This window comes from Stenotrophomonas maltophilia group sp. Smal17 (assembly GCF_030237045.1).
GTDB lineage: Bacteria > Pseudomonadota > Gammaproteobacteria > Xanthomonadales > Xanthomonadaceae > Stenotrophomonas > Stenotrophomonas forensis.
Genome location: NZ_JASJSU010000105.1, coordinates 1 through 14841, shown reverse-complemented (window position 1 = coordinate 14841; position 14841 = coordinate 1). Strand labels below are relative to the sequence as shown.

The following is a 14841-nucleotide window of genomic DNA, read 5'->3' as shown; positions in this document are numbered from 1 at the left end:
CTCGGGCGGGTTGGGCACGACGCCCAACCCCGGTCTTGCCGTGCGCGCAGGACAGCGCACACGAGCAAGCGGCGACCAAGCCCCCATGGATGGGTTCACGGCGTCCCCCACGAACCCAACCTGCCCGGCCAAGCTGCCAATGTCAGCGGCAATACACCGCGAGGGGCTCAGCCGTTGGCCGAAACCCTCACAACGGCCGTGCCGGATCCACCAGCCCGTACTGGCTCGCCATGCGCGCCAGCGCGATGTTGTCGTGGATCCCCATCTTCTCGAACAACCGCGCCTTGTGCGTGTTCACCGTCTTCGCGCTCAGGCTCAGGCGCCGCGCGATGTCTTCCTGGCGCAGGCCCTGGGTCAGCAGCAGCGCCACTTCCAGCTCGCGCGGCGACAGGCTGTCGAACGGCGAGCCGTTGCCCTCCACCGTCGACAGCGCCAGGTTCTGCGCGATGCTGGTGCCCAGGTAGCGACGACCGGCCGCCACGTCGCGCACCGCACGCAGCAGCTCCTGCGCATCGCAGCCCTTTCCGATGTAGCCGGCGGCACCGGCTTCAAGCAGGCGCTTCGGCAGCGGGCCGTCTTCCAGCACCGACACGATCACCACGCGGGTATTGCGGTGGCTGCGGACAATGCGCTCGGTCACTTCCATGCCACTGACACCCGGCAGGTGCAGATCGCACAGCACCACGTCCGGCAGCAGCTGGCGCACTTCACGCAGCGCGTCTTCGCCGGTCTCGGCTTCGCCCACCACCTCGATGTCGGTTTCCCCCGACAGAATCATCTTCATCCCGGTGCGGACCAGTGCGTGGTCATCCACCAGGTAGACTCGAATCGTCATTCACGTACCTCTTCGAATGCGGCCATTGCAGGTCAAGCTAGGCAGGGTGCCGTAACCCTGCAAGCGCGTTCGTAATGCGGCAATGGCAATCTGCCTTGCGCATCACAGTACCGCGCCTGGTGCTTGCCCCCTGTCTTGCAGAACCTGCTGCAACGAAACAACTGATCTATCACGTAGACGTCCCCGAAGGGTCATCCACGTCAAACCCCCTGTGATGATGCTTCGCTGGCCTTCGCTGGCGGCGAGCCGTGACGTCGCCATGGGTGCCGGCGACTGAACATGACCAGATAGCACCCTACCACCCAAACCAGCGCGGCACACCATCCGGCCAGGATATCGGAGGGGTAATGCACCCCCAGATAGACCCGGGACACGCTGACCAGCAGGCTGAACGCCGGGGCCAGCAGCAGCACCGGCCAGCGCCAGCGGGTGTTCCAGGCCAGCAGTACCAGGGTCACCGCCAGGGTCATCGACCCCATCGCATGGCCACTGGGGAAACTGAACGTCGATTCCGGCGCGATCGATTCCCACAGGCTGGGGCGTTGGCGCTGGAAGAAGTGCTTGCTGCCCATGTTCAGCAGCGCCGAGCCGACGAAGCTGACGCCGACGAAGGTGGCCTCGCGCCAGCGCCGGTAGCCCAGCAGCACGCCGATGATCAGCACATCGGCCGGGATCAGGAACCACTCGTAGCCCAGCCTGGAGATGAGCACGAAGAAGCGGTCCAGCAGCGGCGAATGCAGGCCATGCATCTGCCACAGCAGGGGGGCATCGAAATGGAACGATTCAAATTCGTGCACTTCATCGGCCAGCGCGACGAAACCGGCCAACGGCAGCAGCACGCCACCGAACAGCAGCAGCAGGCGCCAGGCGTTGCGCGCCATCCAGTGGCGGAAACCGGAGGCTGACTCCGGTGCAGCGAGGATCGCAGGCTTATCCGGCGCTTCGGACATAGTTGTGTTCGACGTAATCGTCGATCAGGGCGACGAACTCCTGGGCAATGTTGTCGCCACGCAGGGTCACCTTCTTCTCGCCATCGACGAAGACCGGCGCCGCCGGCGTCTCACCGGTACCCGGCAGGGAGATGCCGATGTTGGCGTGGCGCGACTCACCGGGCCCGTTGACGATGCAGCCCATCACCGCCAGGGTCATGTTCTCCGCCCCCGGGTGGTGGATCTTCCACAGCGGCATCTTCTCGCGCACGTGGTTCTGCACCACCTTGGCCAGTTCCTGGAAGAATTCGGACGTGGTGCGACCGCAGCCCGGGCAGGCCGTGACCAGCGGGGTGAAGGCGCGCTGGCCGGTGGTCTGCAGCAGTTCCTGGGCGACGATCACTTCCTGCGTACGCGACTGGCCCGGTTCCGGGGTCAGCGAAATGCGGATGGTGTCACCGATACCTTCCTGCAGCAGCACGCTCAGCGCCGCCGACGACGCGACGATGCCCTTGCTGCCGATGCCGGCCTCGGTCAGGCCCAGGTGCAGGGCGAAGTCGGAACGCTGGGCCAGGTCGCGGTACACCGCGATCAGCTCCTGCACGCCACTGACCTTGGCCGACAACACGATGCGATCGCGCGGCAGGCCGAGTTCCACCGCCTGCTCGGCCGAATCCAGCGCCGAACGGATCAGCGCCTCGCGCAGCACGCGGCCGGCATCCCAGGGCTGTTCGCGCAGGTTGTTCTCGTCCATCAGCTTCGCCGCCAGGGCCTGGTCCAGCGAGCCCCAGTTGGCGCCGATGCGCACCGGCTTGTTGTAGCGGATCGCAAACTCGATCAGCTGGGCGAACTGCAGGTCCTTCTTCTTGCCGAAGCCGACGTTGCCCGGGTTGATACGGTACTTGGCCAGTGCTTCGGCACAGGCGGGCTCGGCAGTCAGCAGCTGGTGGCCGTTGTAATGGAAGTCACCGATCAGCGGTACGTCGATGCCCATCATCGCCAGCTTGTCGACGATACGCGGAATCGCCGCAGCGGCTTCAACGGTGTTGACGGTCAACCGCACCATTTCCGAACCGGCACGCCACAACTCGGCCACCTGCTTCACGCTGGAGGCCACGTCGGAGGTGTCGGTGTTGGTCATCGACTGCACCACCACCGGCTTGCCTCCGCCTACGGTGACCCCGCCGATCTGCACGGCATGGGTCTGGCGGCGCGGCCAGGAGGTGGCATCGGAGGGCGGAGTCGGGCGGGTGACGGCGTCGTGCATGGGCGCATTCTACCGCCCGCCCCCGCATTCCGGGTGACTCGCATTCAGCCGGCGGCACGGCTGCGGCCTATTGTCGCAGGCACGCCCGCCCGCGAACGCATACGATGGGCATGAATGACCGGTCCCGACGCTCCGTTTCTCCGTACCCTGTGCAGCCTGCGCTGGCTTGCCGTGGGCGGCCAGGCCGCGACCATCCTGGTGGCCACCTGGGTGCTGGGCCTGCCGTTGCCGCAGCTGCCGTTGTGGGCCGGCGTGGCGGTGCTGGCCCTGTTCAACGTCTACACCCAGTTGCGCCCGGAGGCAGCTGACACCGCGCCGCTGACCGCCTTCGGCCACATCCTGGTGGACGTGATCATCCTGACCTGGATGGTGGGCTGGAGCGGCGGCATGGCCAACCCGTTCAGCTCGCTGTTCCTGATCCTGATCGCACTGGCCGCATTCGCCCTTCCCCTGCGCTGGGCGCTGGCGGTCGCACTGGCCTGCCTGCTCGGCTACGCCAGCAGCGGCATCTTCGGGCAGCCCCTGCCGGACGGCTACTTCCGCGCACAGGACCTCAACCGCTGGGGCGTGGTGGCCAACTTCCTGATCTCCGCCGCGGTGGTGCTGGCGTTCTCGACCCGGCTGGCATTGGCACTGCGCCAGCGCGAGCTGGAGCTGTCGGCGCTGCGCGAGCGCTTCGCACGCAACGAAGGCATCGTCGCCCTGGCCACCCATGCCGCCTCGGTGGCGCATGAACTGAATACCCCGCTGGCGACGATGACCCTGCTCGCCGACGACGTTGCCGAGCGCAGCGAAGAGCCGGAAGTGCGCGAGGACATGGAAACCCTGCGCGAGCTGCTGGTGCAGTGCCGGGAGCGCGTGCTGGCGCTGGCTGCTCCGGCCTCGGCCGACGCACCGGGCCGCAGCCACTCCAGCGCCCAGCAGGTGCTGGAGCAATGGCGCCTGGTGCGGCCGACCATCGACCTGCACCGCAACGACGATGCGCCGCTGCGGCTGCCACTCGACCCGGGCGTGGGCCATCTGCTGATGGTCCTGCTCAACAACGCCGCCGATGCCGGCGAGAAGGCCGGCCGGCCGCGCGTGGACCTGGACCTGCGCATCGAAGGCGACGACCTGATCGGCGAAGTCCGCGACTACGGCCACGGCTTCGATGCCCGCGCCGCCGTGCTGCCGGGTAAGCTGTTCGGCAGCAGCAAGAGCGAGGGCATGGGCGTCGGCCTGGCCCTGTCCCATGCCACCATCGAACGCCTCGACGGCGAGATGTGGATGCGCCCGGCCCAGGGGGCCGGCAGCCGCGTCGGCTTCCGCCTGCCGCTGGCCCCACGCGAGGACACCCCATGAGCCTTCACCACTCCACCCTGGGCCTGCTGGTCGACGACGACGAGCTGTACCTGCGCACCCTGCAGCGCAGCCTGGCCCGCAAGGGGCTTGAAACGCAGACCGCACAGGATGCCGCCAGCGCGCTGGCACTGGCCCGCCAGCATCCGCCAGCGTTCGCGCTGATCGACCTGAAGCTGGGCAGCGATTCGGGCCTGGCCCTGATCCAGCCACTGCGCGCCCTGCGCGCCGACATGAGGATCCTGCTGGTGACCGGCTACGCCAGCATCGCTACCGCGGTGGAAGCCATCAAGCTCGGTGCCGACGACTACCTGCCCAAGCCGGCGACCGTACCGATGATCCTGCGCGCATTGGGCGAGGAAGACGACGGCCCGGCCGACGATGGCGAAATGGAAGTGCCCGACGCGATGACGCCGATCAGCCGCCTGCAGTGGGAACACATCCAGCAGGCGATGCACGAGACCGGTGGCAATGTCTCGGCAGCCGCGCGCCTGCTCGGCATGCACCGGCGCTCGCTGCAGCGCAAGCTGGCCAAGCGGCCGAGCCCGGAACGCGACCCGACCCGTTGACCGCCGCGGGACGTTCCCGGCTCAGGCCTCCGCCAGCGCCGCCGGCACGGCCTGCCCGCTGCTGAATCGTGGCTCCATTGCGCCCGCCCGCGCCGACGCCGTCTCCTGCAGCAGCGGCGACGGCAGCACGCAGGCCGGATGCATGCGCAGGAATCCATAGATCGCGCCGGCCAGCCCGATCATCAGGCCCGGGGTGAAGGCCGCACGGGTCAACCCGCCGACCATGCCCTGGTGCTCCTCGATCGAAGACACGATCTCGATGGCTGCATCATCCCGCGCATAGGGGCAGCCCTCCGGGTCCAGCGCGGCGGCCAGCACCAGCAGCTCGCGGGTCGACACGTCGCCGTGGCACAGGGTATGGCTGAAACCCCATTTGCCGCGTGCATCGGCCACCGCCCGGCGCATGTCGCGCAACTGCGCCGGGTCGCCGGTACGCGCATACAGGTCGGCGGCCGCCAGTCCGATGCCGACGCTGCCATGGCACCAGGTGGGGAAGTTCTTCTGCCCGTCCTGCAGATGGATGTCGCGCCAGTGCCCGGTATGCGGCTCGAACAATGCCGCCTGGAACGCGAAGGCCTCTTCTGCCAGTTGCCGCCAGGCGGCGCGCTCTGCCGCACTGCCCGCCTGCGAACGTGCCAGCCGTGCCAGCGCCCACCCCATGCCCATCGCACCATGGCCAAAGCCACCGATCGGCTCCCGGAACTGCGGCGTCGGCCAGCGCGCACCGTCGGCATCGACGATCGCCGCATCCTGCATCCGTCGTCCCGCTGCAGCCGCCAGATCCAGCCAGCGCGCGCTGCCGGTGGCCTCGGCCAGCGCCAGCAGCGGCAGGATCATGCCGGACACGCCATCAATCAGTTCGAACTTCACCGGCCCCTGGAAACCACGGCGTTCGGCGGCTTCCGCGCAGTGCTCTGCCAGCGCCAGCAGTGCCGGCCGCTGCAACAGATCGTGCAACGCCAGCAGGGTCCAGATCTGCGAACCGGTGCCGACGAATCCACCGTCGATCTCGGCGGGATGGCGCTCGCACATGGTCTGGAACACCGCAATGGCGCCGTCGATGGCCGGTTCCAGGCCGGCCACCGGATCTGCACGCCCCTGCGCCACTTCACGGCGGTAAGCCGCCAGCGCGAAGGCAATGCCACCCAGGCCGAAGTACAGGTCGGGCTGCACTGGTTGAACCGTCCAGCCGCTGCGGGTCACCTCGGGCGTGATCCAGGTCATCGAGCCGTCTTCACCGTGCACGGCCAGCCGCAGCAGGTTCTCCACCGCGCGCGCTGCGAGTGCGCGCCGACGCGCATCCAGCTCGTCGGCATGCGGCTGCCGTGCCGCATAGCTGTAGCCAGAGCGGGCCTCTGCACGTGCCAGCGCATGCTGGTTCAGGTCGGTAGCCACCAGCGTGCTGCGGATGGTCACGTCTTCCAGATCGATGCGCATCGCGCGCCAGTTGGCAACGATCGAATGGATGCGTGGCGCATCCAGCAGCGATGCGAAGATCGGAATGTCTCCGTAGCGCAGGTCATCCACCTCGCCGCGCACGGTATGCAGGTCCGAAGGTGCAGCCGGTGATACCGCCGCGTTCCTTACCAGCAGGTCGACGGCACGTTCGACTGCCTGGGCTTCGTTGTGCAGGGACGCCGGATGCCAGAGCATCCGCCCGAGCTCGGCATAGGCCATGGTCGGCCGCCGCACATCCCGCACCTGGCACCCTTCGAACCCCGCCAGCAACGGCATCAGCTCGCCCTTCGCATCCAGCGCGCGCAGGCGCCCACTGGCGTCGACGAAGCCTTCGCTGATGTGGTCCCAGTACAGCGAGACATCCGGCTGCGGGCTCGGATGGTTCTGTGCGATGGCGACCTCTGCTTCTACCAGGCCCAGCCGCGCCGGCGCGGTACCGTCTTCGATGATCACCGGCACCTGCACCCGTGGCTGCTCGCCCGGCAGCGCGCCGGCGGCGGACAGGTCCACGCCTTCCATGCCGAGACCGGTGGTGCGGAACGGCACGATACCGGTGCGCAGCACGGAATTGCGCATCAGTTTGACGGCCGTGTCGTAGGCATCGCCCAAGCCTGAGGGTTCGACGTCGATGACGCGCGAAAACACACTTTCGGCGTCGACCACCACCGGCACCGGCCCGACTGCAATCAGGTTCTCAAGATGGATGTCGGTACCACCGACCAGGCGCAGGATCGCCAGCCAGTGACCGAGGCCGCGGTAATAGGCACGCAGCTCTTCATCACCGGAACAATAGCGGTGCGCGGCGAATGCGGCCCAGCCGTGGCTGCCACGATCCACCACGCGGGGCACGCGTACCCGGTCCGCGCCTTCGCCGAAGACTGCGGCAAGCAGGCCATCGAGCGTGGCATCGATGCGCAGCGAGCGCGGCTTGTACATCAGCGTGCCGCCGTCGAACTGCAGCCGCGCCACGGTGCGGCCGCCGCCATGCAGGTCACCCCGCCCCAGCGAGACGGCACGCAACGCGCCTGCCGGCCGGTCGAGCAACTCCGTCAACAGCGCGCGATCACTGCCGATGCGCGCGGCCAGCTCAACCACGGCCGCACATTGCCCTTCGAGCATGCGCGACAGCCGCGGCAACAGCACCGGGTAGCGTCGCTGCAGATGCTCCTGGAAGCCCTCGCTGGTGGCGAGCGCCATGAATTCATCCAGCGCCCCGGCGCTGTCAAGCGGGCCGATGTCACCGCCGCGCGCGGCGGCATGCAGTTCAAGCAGCAGCACGCGATTGAGCTTGAGCTGGGCATGCTCACGAAGCGCCGCATCGCCTTGCCCGTGCAGCAGCGCGCGTTCGTCCGGCCGCAGGTCGAGAACGGGGTCATGCAGGCCAGCCGCCAACGCGGCGCGCGCATCGGCAAGGAAATGTTCGGTGATGCGCGCAAACGCGGCCGCAGCCGGAGAAGCGGTCATTACGCCCCCTGCAAAGTGTCCAGAGTCTGTTCCAGTGGCCGGCACGCAGCGCAAGCCGCTACGTGCCGGCTCGGGCTACATCAACAGCACAGGCAGTGATTGACCACCGACATCGTGGTGGTGCACTCGGTACCACCACCGGTGATCAGGGTGTCGGAGGCCGCCGTGAGCGCGGACTCGGTGGCCGCAGCGCCATAGATGAACAGCGAACCGGCGGGGTTGGCGCACCCATCCACATCGTCCGAGCCGTTGAGCCAGCCGGACACAACATCGTCATTCAGATCCATTCGCAATCTCCTGTCATTCACAACATGAGGCGTTGAGAACGTGGATCGATTCCACGTTCCTTCGGATACGGCCAGTCCCTGGCATCAACTTCATGCTGCGAGCGATACTGGATGACAGGTACTGCCGCCCGTGCACACTGCATCGGCATTCGATGCGGCGTCAAGCTGCGCTGCGGCAGGCACGCGGATGCACGGCACGCGCAACACGGAAGGACGCGTGCATGGCCGGGATGTGAGATGCAGGGATGGCCGGCCGGTGGCCGGCACCTCCAGGGACAGGCTCAGCGCTTCAGCTGCGCAAGAATCTCGCGGGTCATCGGATCGGCGATCGCCACGTCCTCACCCTGCAACGCCGGCAGCAGGCCACTGGCCAGCTGCTTGCCCAGCTCGACACCGAACTGGTCGAAGGCGTTGATGTTCCAGATCACCGATTGCACGTACACGGCGTGCTCGTACATCGAGATCAGCGCGCCCAATGCCTGCGGGGTAAGTGCATCAAGCAGGATCAGCGTGCTCGGACGGCCGCCCGGGTAATCGCGGTGCGGATCGTCGCTGCCCTGGCCATTGGCCAGCGCCTCGGTCTGCGCCAGCAGGTTGGCCAGCAGGGCCTGATGATTGATCGTGTAGGGATCATCGTTATGCACGCAGCCGATGAAATCGGCCGGCACGATGCTGGTGCCCTGGTGCAGCGCCTGGAAGAAGCTGTGCTGCACATCGGTGCCCGCCCCGCCCCACCACACCGGAACGGTGTCGGTGGTGACCGGCTGTCCATCGCGCTGCACGCGCTTGCCCAGGCTCTCCATCACCAGCTGCTGCAGGTAGGCCGGCAGCAGCGCCAGGCGCTGGTCGTAGGTCATCACCGCATGCGTGGCACAGCCCAGCAGGTTGCGGTTCCAGATGTCGGTCAGGCCGTGCAGCACCGGCAGGTTGCGCTCCAGCGGCGCGTCCAGCGCATGCGCATCCATCTGCGCCGCGCCTTCCAGCAGCTGCTCGAAACGCTCGAAGCCGATCGCCAGCGCGATCGGGAAACCGACCGCCGACCACAGCGAATAACGCCCCCCCACCCAGTCCCACATCGGCAGCACGCGATCGGCAGCGATCGCGAACGCCTTGGCGGCACGTTCCGGATTGGCGCTGACGGCATACAGGCGCTCGCTGCCACCGAGCCAGTCGTGCAGGATCTGGCCGTTGAGCAGGGTTTCCTGGGTACCGAAGGTCTTGGAGATGAGGATGCCGGCGGTCTTGGCCGGATCCAGCGTGGCCAGCGTGCGCTGCATCGCGGCGCCGTCCACGTTCGACACGAAATGCACGCGCAGGCGCGCGCCGCTGACCGGGCGCAGCGCATCGGCCACCAGGCGCGGGCCGAGATCGGAACCGCCGATGCCGACGCTGACCACGTCGGTCACGCCGCTGTCTTCCAGCGCGCGCACCAGCACGCCCATGCGCTGGCGGATTTCGCGCGCAGTGGCATAGGCCTCGGCCGCCACCGGCGCATCGACCACATCGCCACGCAGTGCGGTATGCAGCGCAGCGCGGCCTTCGGTCAGGTTGACCTGCTCGCCACGGAACAGGCGGTTGATGGCACCGCCGACATCACGGTCGGCGGCCAGTGCCAGCAACGCCTGCAGCGCCGCGGCATCGTATTTCTGCCGGGCGAAGTTGACATACAACGGACCGACCCGCAGCGCCAGGTCCTGTACGCGGCCGGGTTCGGCAGCGAGCAGGCTGGGAATGCTTGCGCCCTTCAGGCGCTGGGCGTGGGAATGCAGCGAGTCGAATCCGTTGTTCGTTGTCATGCGGCCTGGGTCGGGATCGTGTCGTTGGTGTGGGTGATCTGGTTGCTGCCATCAACGTACACCAGCTTCGGCTTGAAGCTGTCGGCTTCCTGCTCGGTCATGCTGGCGAACGCGGCGATGATGATGATGTCACCGACCTGCACGTGGCGCGCGGCGCCACCGTTGAGCGAGACAACGCCGCTGCCGGCTTCGGCGCGGATGGCATAGGTCGAGAAGCGCGCACCGTTGGTCACGTCCCAGATGTGCACCTGCTCGAACTCGCGGATGCCGGTGGCAGCCAGCAGATTGTCGTCGATGGCGATCGAGCCTTCGTAGTTCAGCTCGGAATGGGTGACGGTGGCGCGGTGGATCTTGGTCTTGAGCAGGGACAGGTGCATGGGGGCGCTGCAACGGCAAAGGAAAGAGCGGATTCTAGCACCCGCTTGGGCGTCGTCAGGGGCCTGCGACAGGACGCTGAAGGCCGTTCAGGCGTCCTCGCCCGGCGGCATTGCCGGGCCCCCACTGGAAGTGCCGTCCATGGACAGGCGGAACACGGCGTGGAAGGCCAGCCCGGCGACCCCGCCGAAGCCCCCTGCAGCCAGCACCAGCAGGCCATAGCCGACCACATCGAAGGTGTCGACGTAACGCAGGCGCTGCAGCAGCGGGCCGCTGTCCTCACCCGGCCAGGTACAGATGGCCATGGCCAGCGCCGCCAGCCCGAAGCCGACCCACACGAAGCGCCCCCGGCGCAGGCGATGCTGAGACTGCTGGAGCAGCGCCATCGGCAGCAGCACCACAACGGCACCGCAGGCGGCCAGCACGAACATCAGACCGCCGCCGTTGAGCGCCGGTAGCGGTGTGCGCCTGAATTCGAGTGCAAACAACAGGCCGCCCAGCAGCTGGGCCGGCAGCATGCCGGCAGCCAGCACCGCCAGGATCGAGGCCTGGGCGAGGCGGCCGGTGTCAGTGGCAGGGATCTTCATGTGCTGTCTCCCGTCCGTGGGAAGGTGGGAGGCGCCCGTTGCGGGCGCCCCGAAGCCGCATGCGGCTCAGAACTCCAGATTGTCGATCAACCGGGTGCTGCCCAGGCGCGCGGCAATCAGTGCCACGCGGCCACCGCCGTCGAAGGTCGGCTCGGCCAGCTCCGGGGTGCGCAGCACGGCGTAGTCGACCTGGAAACCGGCCGCCTGCAGCGCGCCGGTTGCATCGGCCTCGATCTGCGCACGCGACTGGCCAGCCACATAGCCTTCGCGCATGCCCAGCAGGGTGCGGTGAAGGGTCGTCGCGACCGGGCGCTGTTCGGCGCTCAGGTACTGGTTGCGCGAACTCTTGGCCAGGCCATCCTCGTCGCGCACGATCTCCGCGCCGACGATCTGGATCGGGAACGACAACTCCGCCACCATCTGCCTGATCACGGCCAGCTGCTGGTAGTCCTTGCGGCCGAACACCGCCACGTCCGGCTGCACCTGCAGGAACAGGCGCGCCACCACCGTACACACGCCGTCGAAGTGGCCCGGGCGGCTGGCACCCTCCAGCACTTCGCTCACGCCCGGGGCGTGCATCTGCGTGGTCTTGTCCACGCCCAGCGGGTACATCGCCTCCACGCTGGGCAGCCACACGGCGTCGCAGCCGACCTGCTCCAGCCCGGCCACATCGGCCTCGGGGGTGCGCGGGTAGCGACTGAAGTCTTCATTGGGGCCGAACTGGGTCGGATTAACGAAGATGCTCGCCACCACCTTGTCGGCGTACTGCCGCGCCAGGGTCACCAGCGAATGGTGGCCGCCATGCAGGTTGCCCATGGTCGGCACCAATGCCACGCGCAGGCCTTCGCGCTTCCACTGGCCGATCTGCTCGCGCAGTGCGCCGAGCTCGTTGAAGGTCTGGATCATTGGGCGTAGGCGTGCTGTTCGTCAGGGAAGCTGCCGTCGCGCACGGCGTCGGCATAGGCGCGGGTGGCACCGGCCACCGAACCGCCTTCGGCAAGGAAATCCTTGACGAACTTCGGGCGGCGATGACCGCTGTCCAGGCCGAGGAAATCATGCAGCACCAGCACCTGGCCATCGCACTGCGGGCCGGCGCCGATGCCGATGGTCGGCACGTCCACCGCCGCCGTGACCTCGGCAGCAACCGGGGTCGGCACGCATTCGAGCACCATGATGCTGGCACCTGCAGCCGCCACGGCCCTGGCATCTTCCACCAGCTGGCGCGCGGCATCGCCACGGCCCTGGATCTTGAAGCCGCCCAGGCGCAGCACCGACTGCGGGGTCAGGCCCAGATGCGCGCAGACCGGGATCTCGCGCTCGACCAGATAGCGGATGATGTCGACCTTGAAGCCGGCACCTTCGATCTTGACCATCTCGGCACCGGCCTGCAGCAGCTGCAGCGAGGCATCCAGCGCGCGTTCCGGGGTGGCATCGGCGCCAAACGGCAGATCGGCCACCAGCAGTGCACGCTGCAGCACGCGGGCCACGGCGCGGGTGTGGTAGACCATGTCGGCCACGGTCACCGGCAGGGTCGAGTCATGGCCCTGCACGACCATGCCCAGCGAGTCGCCGATCAGAATCAGGTCAACGCCGTTTGCGTCGAAAGTGCGGGCAAAGCCGGCGTCGTAGGCGGTCAACATGACCAGCTTCTGGCCATTGCGCTTGGCCTCGGCCAGGGCGGGAACGGTCCAGGGCTTGCTGTCTGCGTGGGTGCTCATGTGCTGATAACCGGGGGAGATAACCCGGGCATTATCACTCTATCGGCGCGATCCCGCAGGCATCCACCCGCATCACTGCATCCCGCACGCGTCCATGGCCGGGAATGGCCAGATCCGGTGCGATTTCGGCCAGTGGCACCAATACGAAGGCACGCTCGTGCAGGTACGGGTGCGGCACCTGCAGCCCGGGCTGGTCGAGTTCCTGCGCGCCGTACAGCAGCAGGTCCAGATCCAGCGCGCGCGGGCCCCAGTGCACCGCCGGATCACGCACGCGGCCGAAGCGCTGCTCCAGTGCCAGCATCGCCTGCAGCAGCTCATCGGCTGGCAGCGCGGTATCGACCGCGGCCACCGCATTGACGAACGGCGGCTGGTCCTGGTTGCCCCAGGCCGGCGTGGCATACAGGCGCGAGGCCTGCTGCAGGCGGGTCCCGGGCAGCCCGTCCAGCGCGGCAATTGCCGCGCCGACGGTCTCAGCCGCGTCGCCGAGGTTGGCGCCGAGGCCGATCCAGGCAAGGGTCATCGCTTACTCGCCCGCCGCACCGGCCGGGGCACCCGGGCGACGACGACGGCGGCGACGCTTGCGCGGTGCTCCGCTTTCGTCATCTCCCTCTTCGCTGTGCATCGCATCCAACGACGACTCCAGTTCGCGCCCGGACTGCGCCTGCGCCTCGCGCCAGAACTCGACATCGGCGGCGTGCTCGGCCGAAGCCACCTGGCGCAGGCTGAGGAAATCGAACGCAGCACGGAAGCGCGGATGGGTCAGGGTGCGGAACACGCGCTTGCGCTGGCGCGAGCCGAAACGCGACTGCAGCAGCCAGATCTCCTGCATCGGCAGCGAGAAGCGGCGCGGCAGCGCGATGGTGCTCAGCTGCTGCACGGTCACACGGTCGGCGGCACGCCGCTGTGCCTCTTCCGGTGCCACGCCCTGCTTGAGCAGGGTCGCCTGCGCGCGGCAGTAGGCCGGCCACAGCAGCAGCGCGAACAGGAACGCCGGCGAGACCGGCTCGTCATTGGCAACGCGCGCATCGGTGTTGGCCAGGCCCTCGACCAGCATGCGGCGCAGCGCGCCGGTGCGGTTGGACTTGAGCGCCTTGGCACTTTCCGGGAACAGCACATCCAGCAGGCCGTAGCGCTCCAGGCCTTCGAAGCTGGCCACGCCATGCCCGGACAGGAACAGCTTGAGCACTTCCTCGAACAGGCGCGCTGGCGCGGCTTCGTTGAGCAGGCCAGCCAGATGCGGGATCGGCGCGGCGGTGCCCTCTTCGATCTGGAAACCGAGCTTGGCCGCCAGGCGCACCGCACGCAGCATGCGTACCGGGTCTTCGCGGTAGCGCTGCTCGGGGTCGCCGATCAGTTTCATCAGGCGTGCCTGCACGTCTTCGAAGCCGCCGGTGTAGTCACGTACCGAGAAATCCTCGATGGCGTAGTACAGGGCGTTGCAGGTGAAGTCGCGGCGGACGGCATCGTCTTCGATGGAGCCGTACACGTTGTCGCGCACGAGCATGCCGTTTTCCATCTCGCGGTCGCCGCTGCCGTCATCGCTGTTGGCACGGAAGGTGGCCACTTCGATGATCTCGCGGCCGAATACCACGTGGGCCAGGCGGAAGCGGCGGCCGATCAGGCGGCAGTTGCGGAACAGCTGCTTGACCTGTTCGGGCGTGGCGTCGGTGGCCACGTCGAAATCCTTGGGTTGGCCATTGACCAGCAGGTCACGCACCGCGCCGCCGACAAGGTAGGCGCCGAAGCCGGCATCGCGCAGGCGATAAAGCACGCGCAGGGCGTTCGGGCTGATGTCCTTGCGGGAGATCGTGTGCTGGTCGCGCGGGATGACGCGCAGGCTGAACGGTGATGTAGCAGAGGAAATGATGTTGGCGCTTCCGGTTGAAGTTTCGGGATTGCCCAATGGCATCGAGGTGCATATACTAGCGCTCCTGCCTCGGCAGCGACACAGTTACGCTCCCTTCGTCTAGTGGTTAGGACGTGGCCCTCTCAAGGCTAAAACAGGGGTTCGAGTCCCCTAGGGAGCGCCAGTCGCCGCAGCAGGAACCGAAAAAGCCCGCCTCGTGCGGGCTTTTCTGTTTTCCGGGATTGCCGATGGTTGCGGTCGGGTTGGTCGCGTTGGCGCCTCCCTGTTCCTGCGCGGGAGGGGGCGGGCCACCCTTTTCTGGACACGCAAAAGCCCATCCATGGTGCTCGATGGCGCCATCCATGGCGCCAA

At 67.6% G+C, this 14841-nt stretch carries 14 protein-coding genes and 1 tRNA gene; 3 read left to right on the top strand and 12 right to left on the bottom strand.

Annotation, left to right across the window (positions count from 1 at the left end; all coding sequences use genetic code 11):
* Nucleotides 1–187 precede the first annotated feature (187 nt).
* From QRO93_RS18930 to ispG, 3 genes are all read right to left on the bottom strand, one after another.
* Nucleotides 188–835, bottom strand: coding sequence for a response regulator (locus QRO93_RS18930; RefSeq protein WP_006432784.1), 648 nt, complete (start codon nt 833–835; stop codon nt 188–190).
* Between the two features lie 200 nt (nt 836–1035).
* The gene (locus QRO93_RS18925) at nt 1036–1785 is read right to left on the bottom strand and encodes a phosphatase PAP2 family protein (RefSeq protein ID WP_053449384.1); all 750 of its coding nucleotides are present in this window, start codon (nt 1783–1785) and stop codon (nt 1036–1038) included.
* Complete coding sequence (gene ispG, locus QRO93_RS18920; protein ID WP_180879752.1) at nt 1766–3031, bottom strand: flavodoxin-dependent (E)-4-hydroxy-3-methylbut-2-enyl-diphosphate synthase; 1266 nt, start codon at nt 3029–3031, stop codon at nt 1766–1768. Before ispG ends, QRO93_RS18925 begins: the two co-directional genes overlap by 20 nt.
* A 114-nt stretch (nt 3032–3145) precedes the next feature.
* Here ispG and QRO93_RS18915 point away from each other — a divergent pair, with 114 nt between their 5' ends.
* Together QRO93_RS18915 and QRO93_RS18910 are read left to right on the top strand one after the other, a co-directional pair.
* Nucleotides 3146–4372 (top strand): ATP-binding protein, encoded by a 1227-nt coding sequence (locus tag QRO93_RS18915; protein ID WP_053449382.1) that lies wholly within the window; start codon nt 3146–3148, stop codon nt 4370–4372.
* Complete coding sequence (locus tag QRO93_RS18910) at nt 4369–4938, top strand: response regulator transcription factor (RefSeq protein WP_008265983.1); 570 nt, start codon at nt 4369–4371, stop codon at nt 4936–4938. Before QRO93_RS18915 ends, QRO93_RS18910 begins: the two co-directional genes overlap by 4 nt.
* Nucleotides 4939–4959: 21 nt before the next feature.
* Here QRO93_RS18910 and QRO93_RS18905 read toward each other — a convergent pair whose 3' ends face one another.
* From QRO93_RS18905 to pcnB, 9 genes are all read right to left on the bottom strand, one after another.
* Complete coding sequence (locus QRO93_RS18905; RefSeq protein ID WP_285304319.1) at nt 4960–7860, bottom strand: type 2 lanthipeptide synthetase LanM family protein; 2901 nt, start codon at nt 7858–7860, stop codon at nt 4960–4962.
* Nucleotides 7861–7940: 80 nt separating this feature from the next.
* A complete protein-coding gene (locus tag QRO93_RS18900) occupies nt 7941–8147 on the bottom strand; it encodes a DUF6229 family protein (RefSeq protein ID WP_053449380.1) in 207 nt (68 codons plus the stop codon).
* A gap of 281 nt (nt 8148–8428) precedes the next feature.
* A complete protein-coding gene (gene pgi / locus QRO93_RS18895) occupies nt 8429–9943 on the bottom strand; it encodes a glucose-6-phosphate isomerase (RefSeq protein ID WP_133934373.1) in 1515 nt (504 codons plus the stop codon).
* A complete protein-coding gene (gene panD, locus QRO93_RS18890) occupies nt 9940–10320 on the bottom strand; it encodes an aspartate 1-decarboxylase (RefSeq protein ID WP_008268179.1) in 381 nt (126 codons plus the stop codon). The genes pgi and panD overlap by 4 nt, the downstream gene beginning before the upstream one ends.
* Before the next feature lie 87 nt (nt 10321–10407).
* The gene (locus tag QRO93_RS18885; RefSeq protein WP_180879756.1) at nt 10408–10905 is read right to left on the bottom strand and encodes a hypothetical protein; all 498 of its coding nucleotides are present in this window, start codon (nt 10903–10905) and stop codon (nt 10408–10410) included.
* A gap of 66 nt (nt 10906–10971) precedes the next feature.
* Nucleotides 10972–11811, bottom strand: coding sequence for a pantoate--beta-alanine ligase (gene panC / locus QRO93_RS18880; RefSeq protein ID WP_008266478.1), 840 nt, complete (start codon nt 11809–11811; stop codon nt 10972–10974).
* Nucleotides 11808–12623: a 3-methyl-2-oxobutanoate hydroxymethyltransferase gene (panB, locus tag QRO93_RS18875; protein ID WP_004153072.1), complete on the bottom strand. Its 816-nt coding sequence runs from the start codon at nt 12621–12623 to the stop codon at nt 11808–11810. Before panB ends, panC begins: the two co-directional genes overlap by 4 nt.
* Nucleotides 12624–12657: 34 nt before the next feature.
* On the bottom strand, nt 12658–13143 hold the full coding sequence (gene folK, locus QRO93_RS18870) for a 2-amino-4-hydroxy-6-hydroxymethyldihydropteridine diphosphokinase (protein WP_164241888.1): 486 nt from the start codon (nt 13141–13143) through the stop codon (nt 12658–12660).
* Between the two features lie 3 nt (nt 13144–13146).
* Nucleotides 13147–14526: a polynucleotide adenylyltransferase PcnB gene (gene pcnB / locus QRO93_RS18865; protein WP_049457499.1), complete on the bottom strand. Its 1380-nt coding sequence runs from the start codon at nt 14524–14526 to the stop codon at nt 13147–13149.
* Nucleotides 14527–14578: 52 nt separating this feature from the next.
* Here pcnB and QRO93_RS18860 point away from each other — a divergent pair.
* Nucleotides 14579–14653 (top strand) — tRNA-Glu (locus tag QRO93_RS18860).
* The last annotated feature ends 188 nt before the right edge of the window (nt 14654–14841 follow it).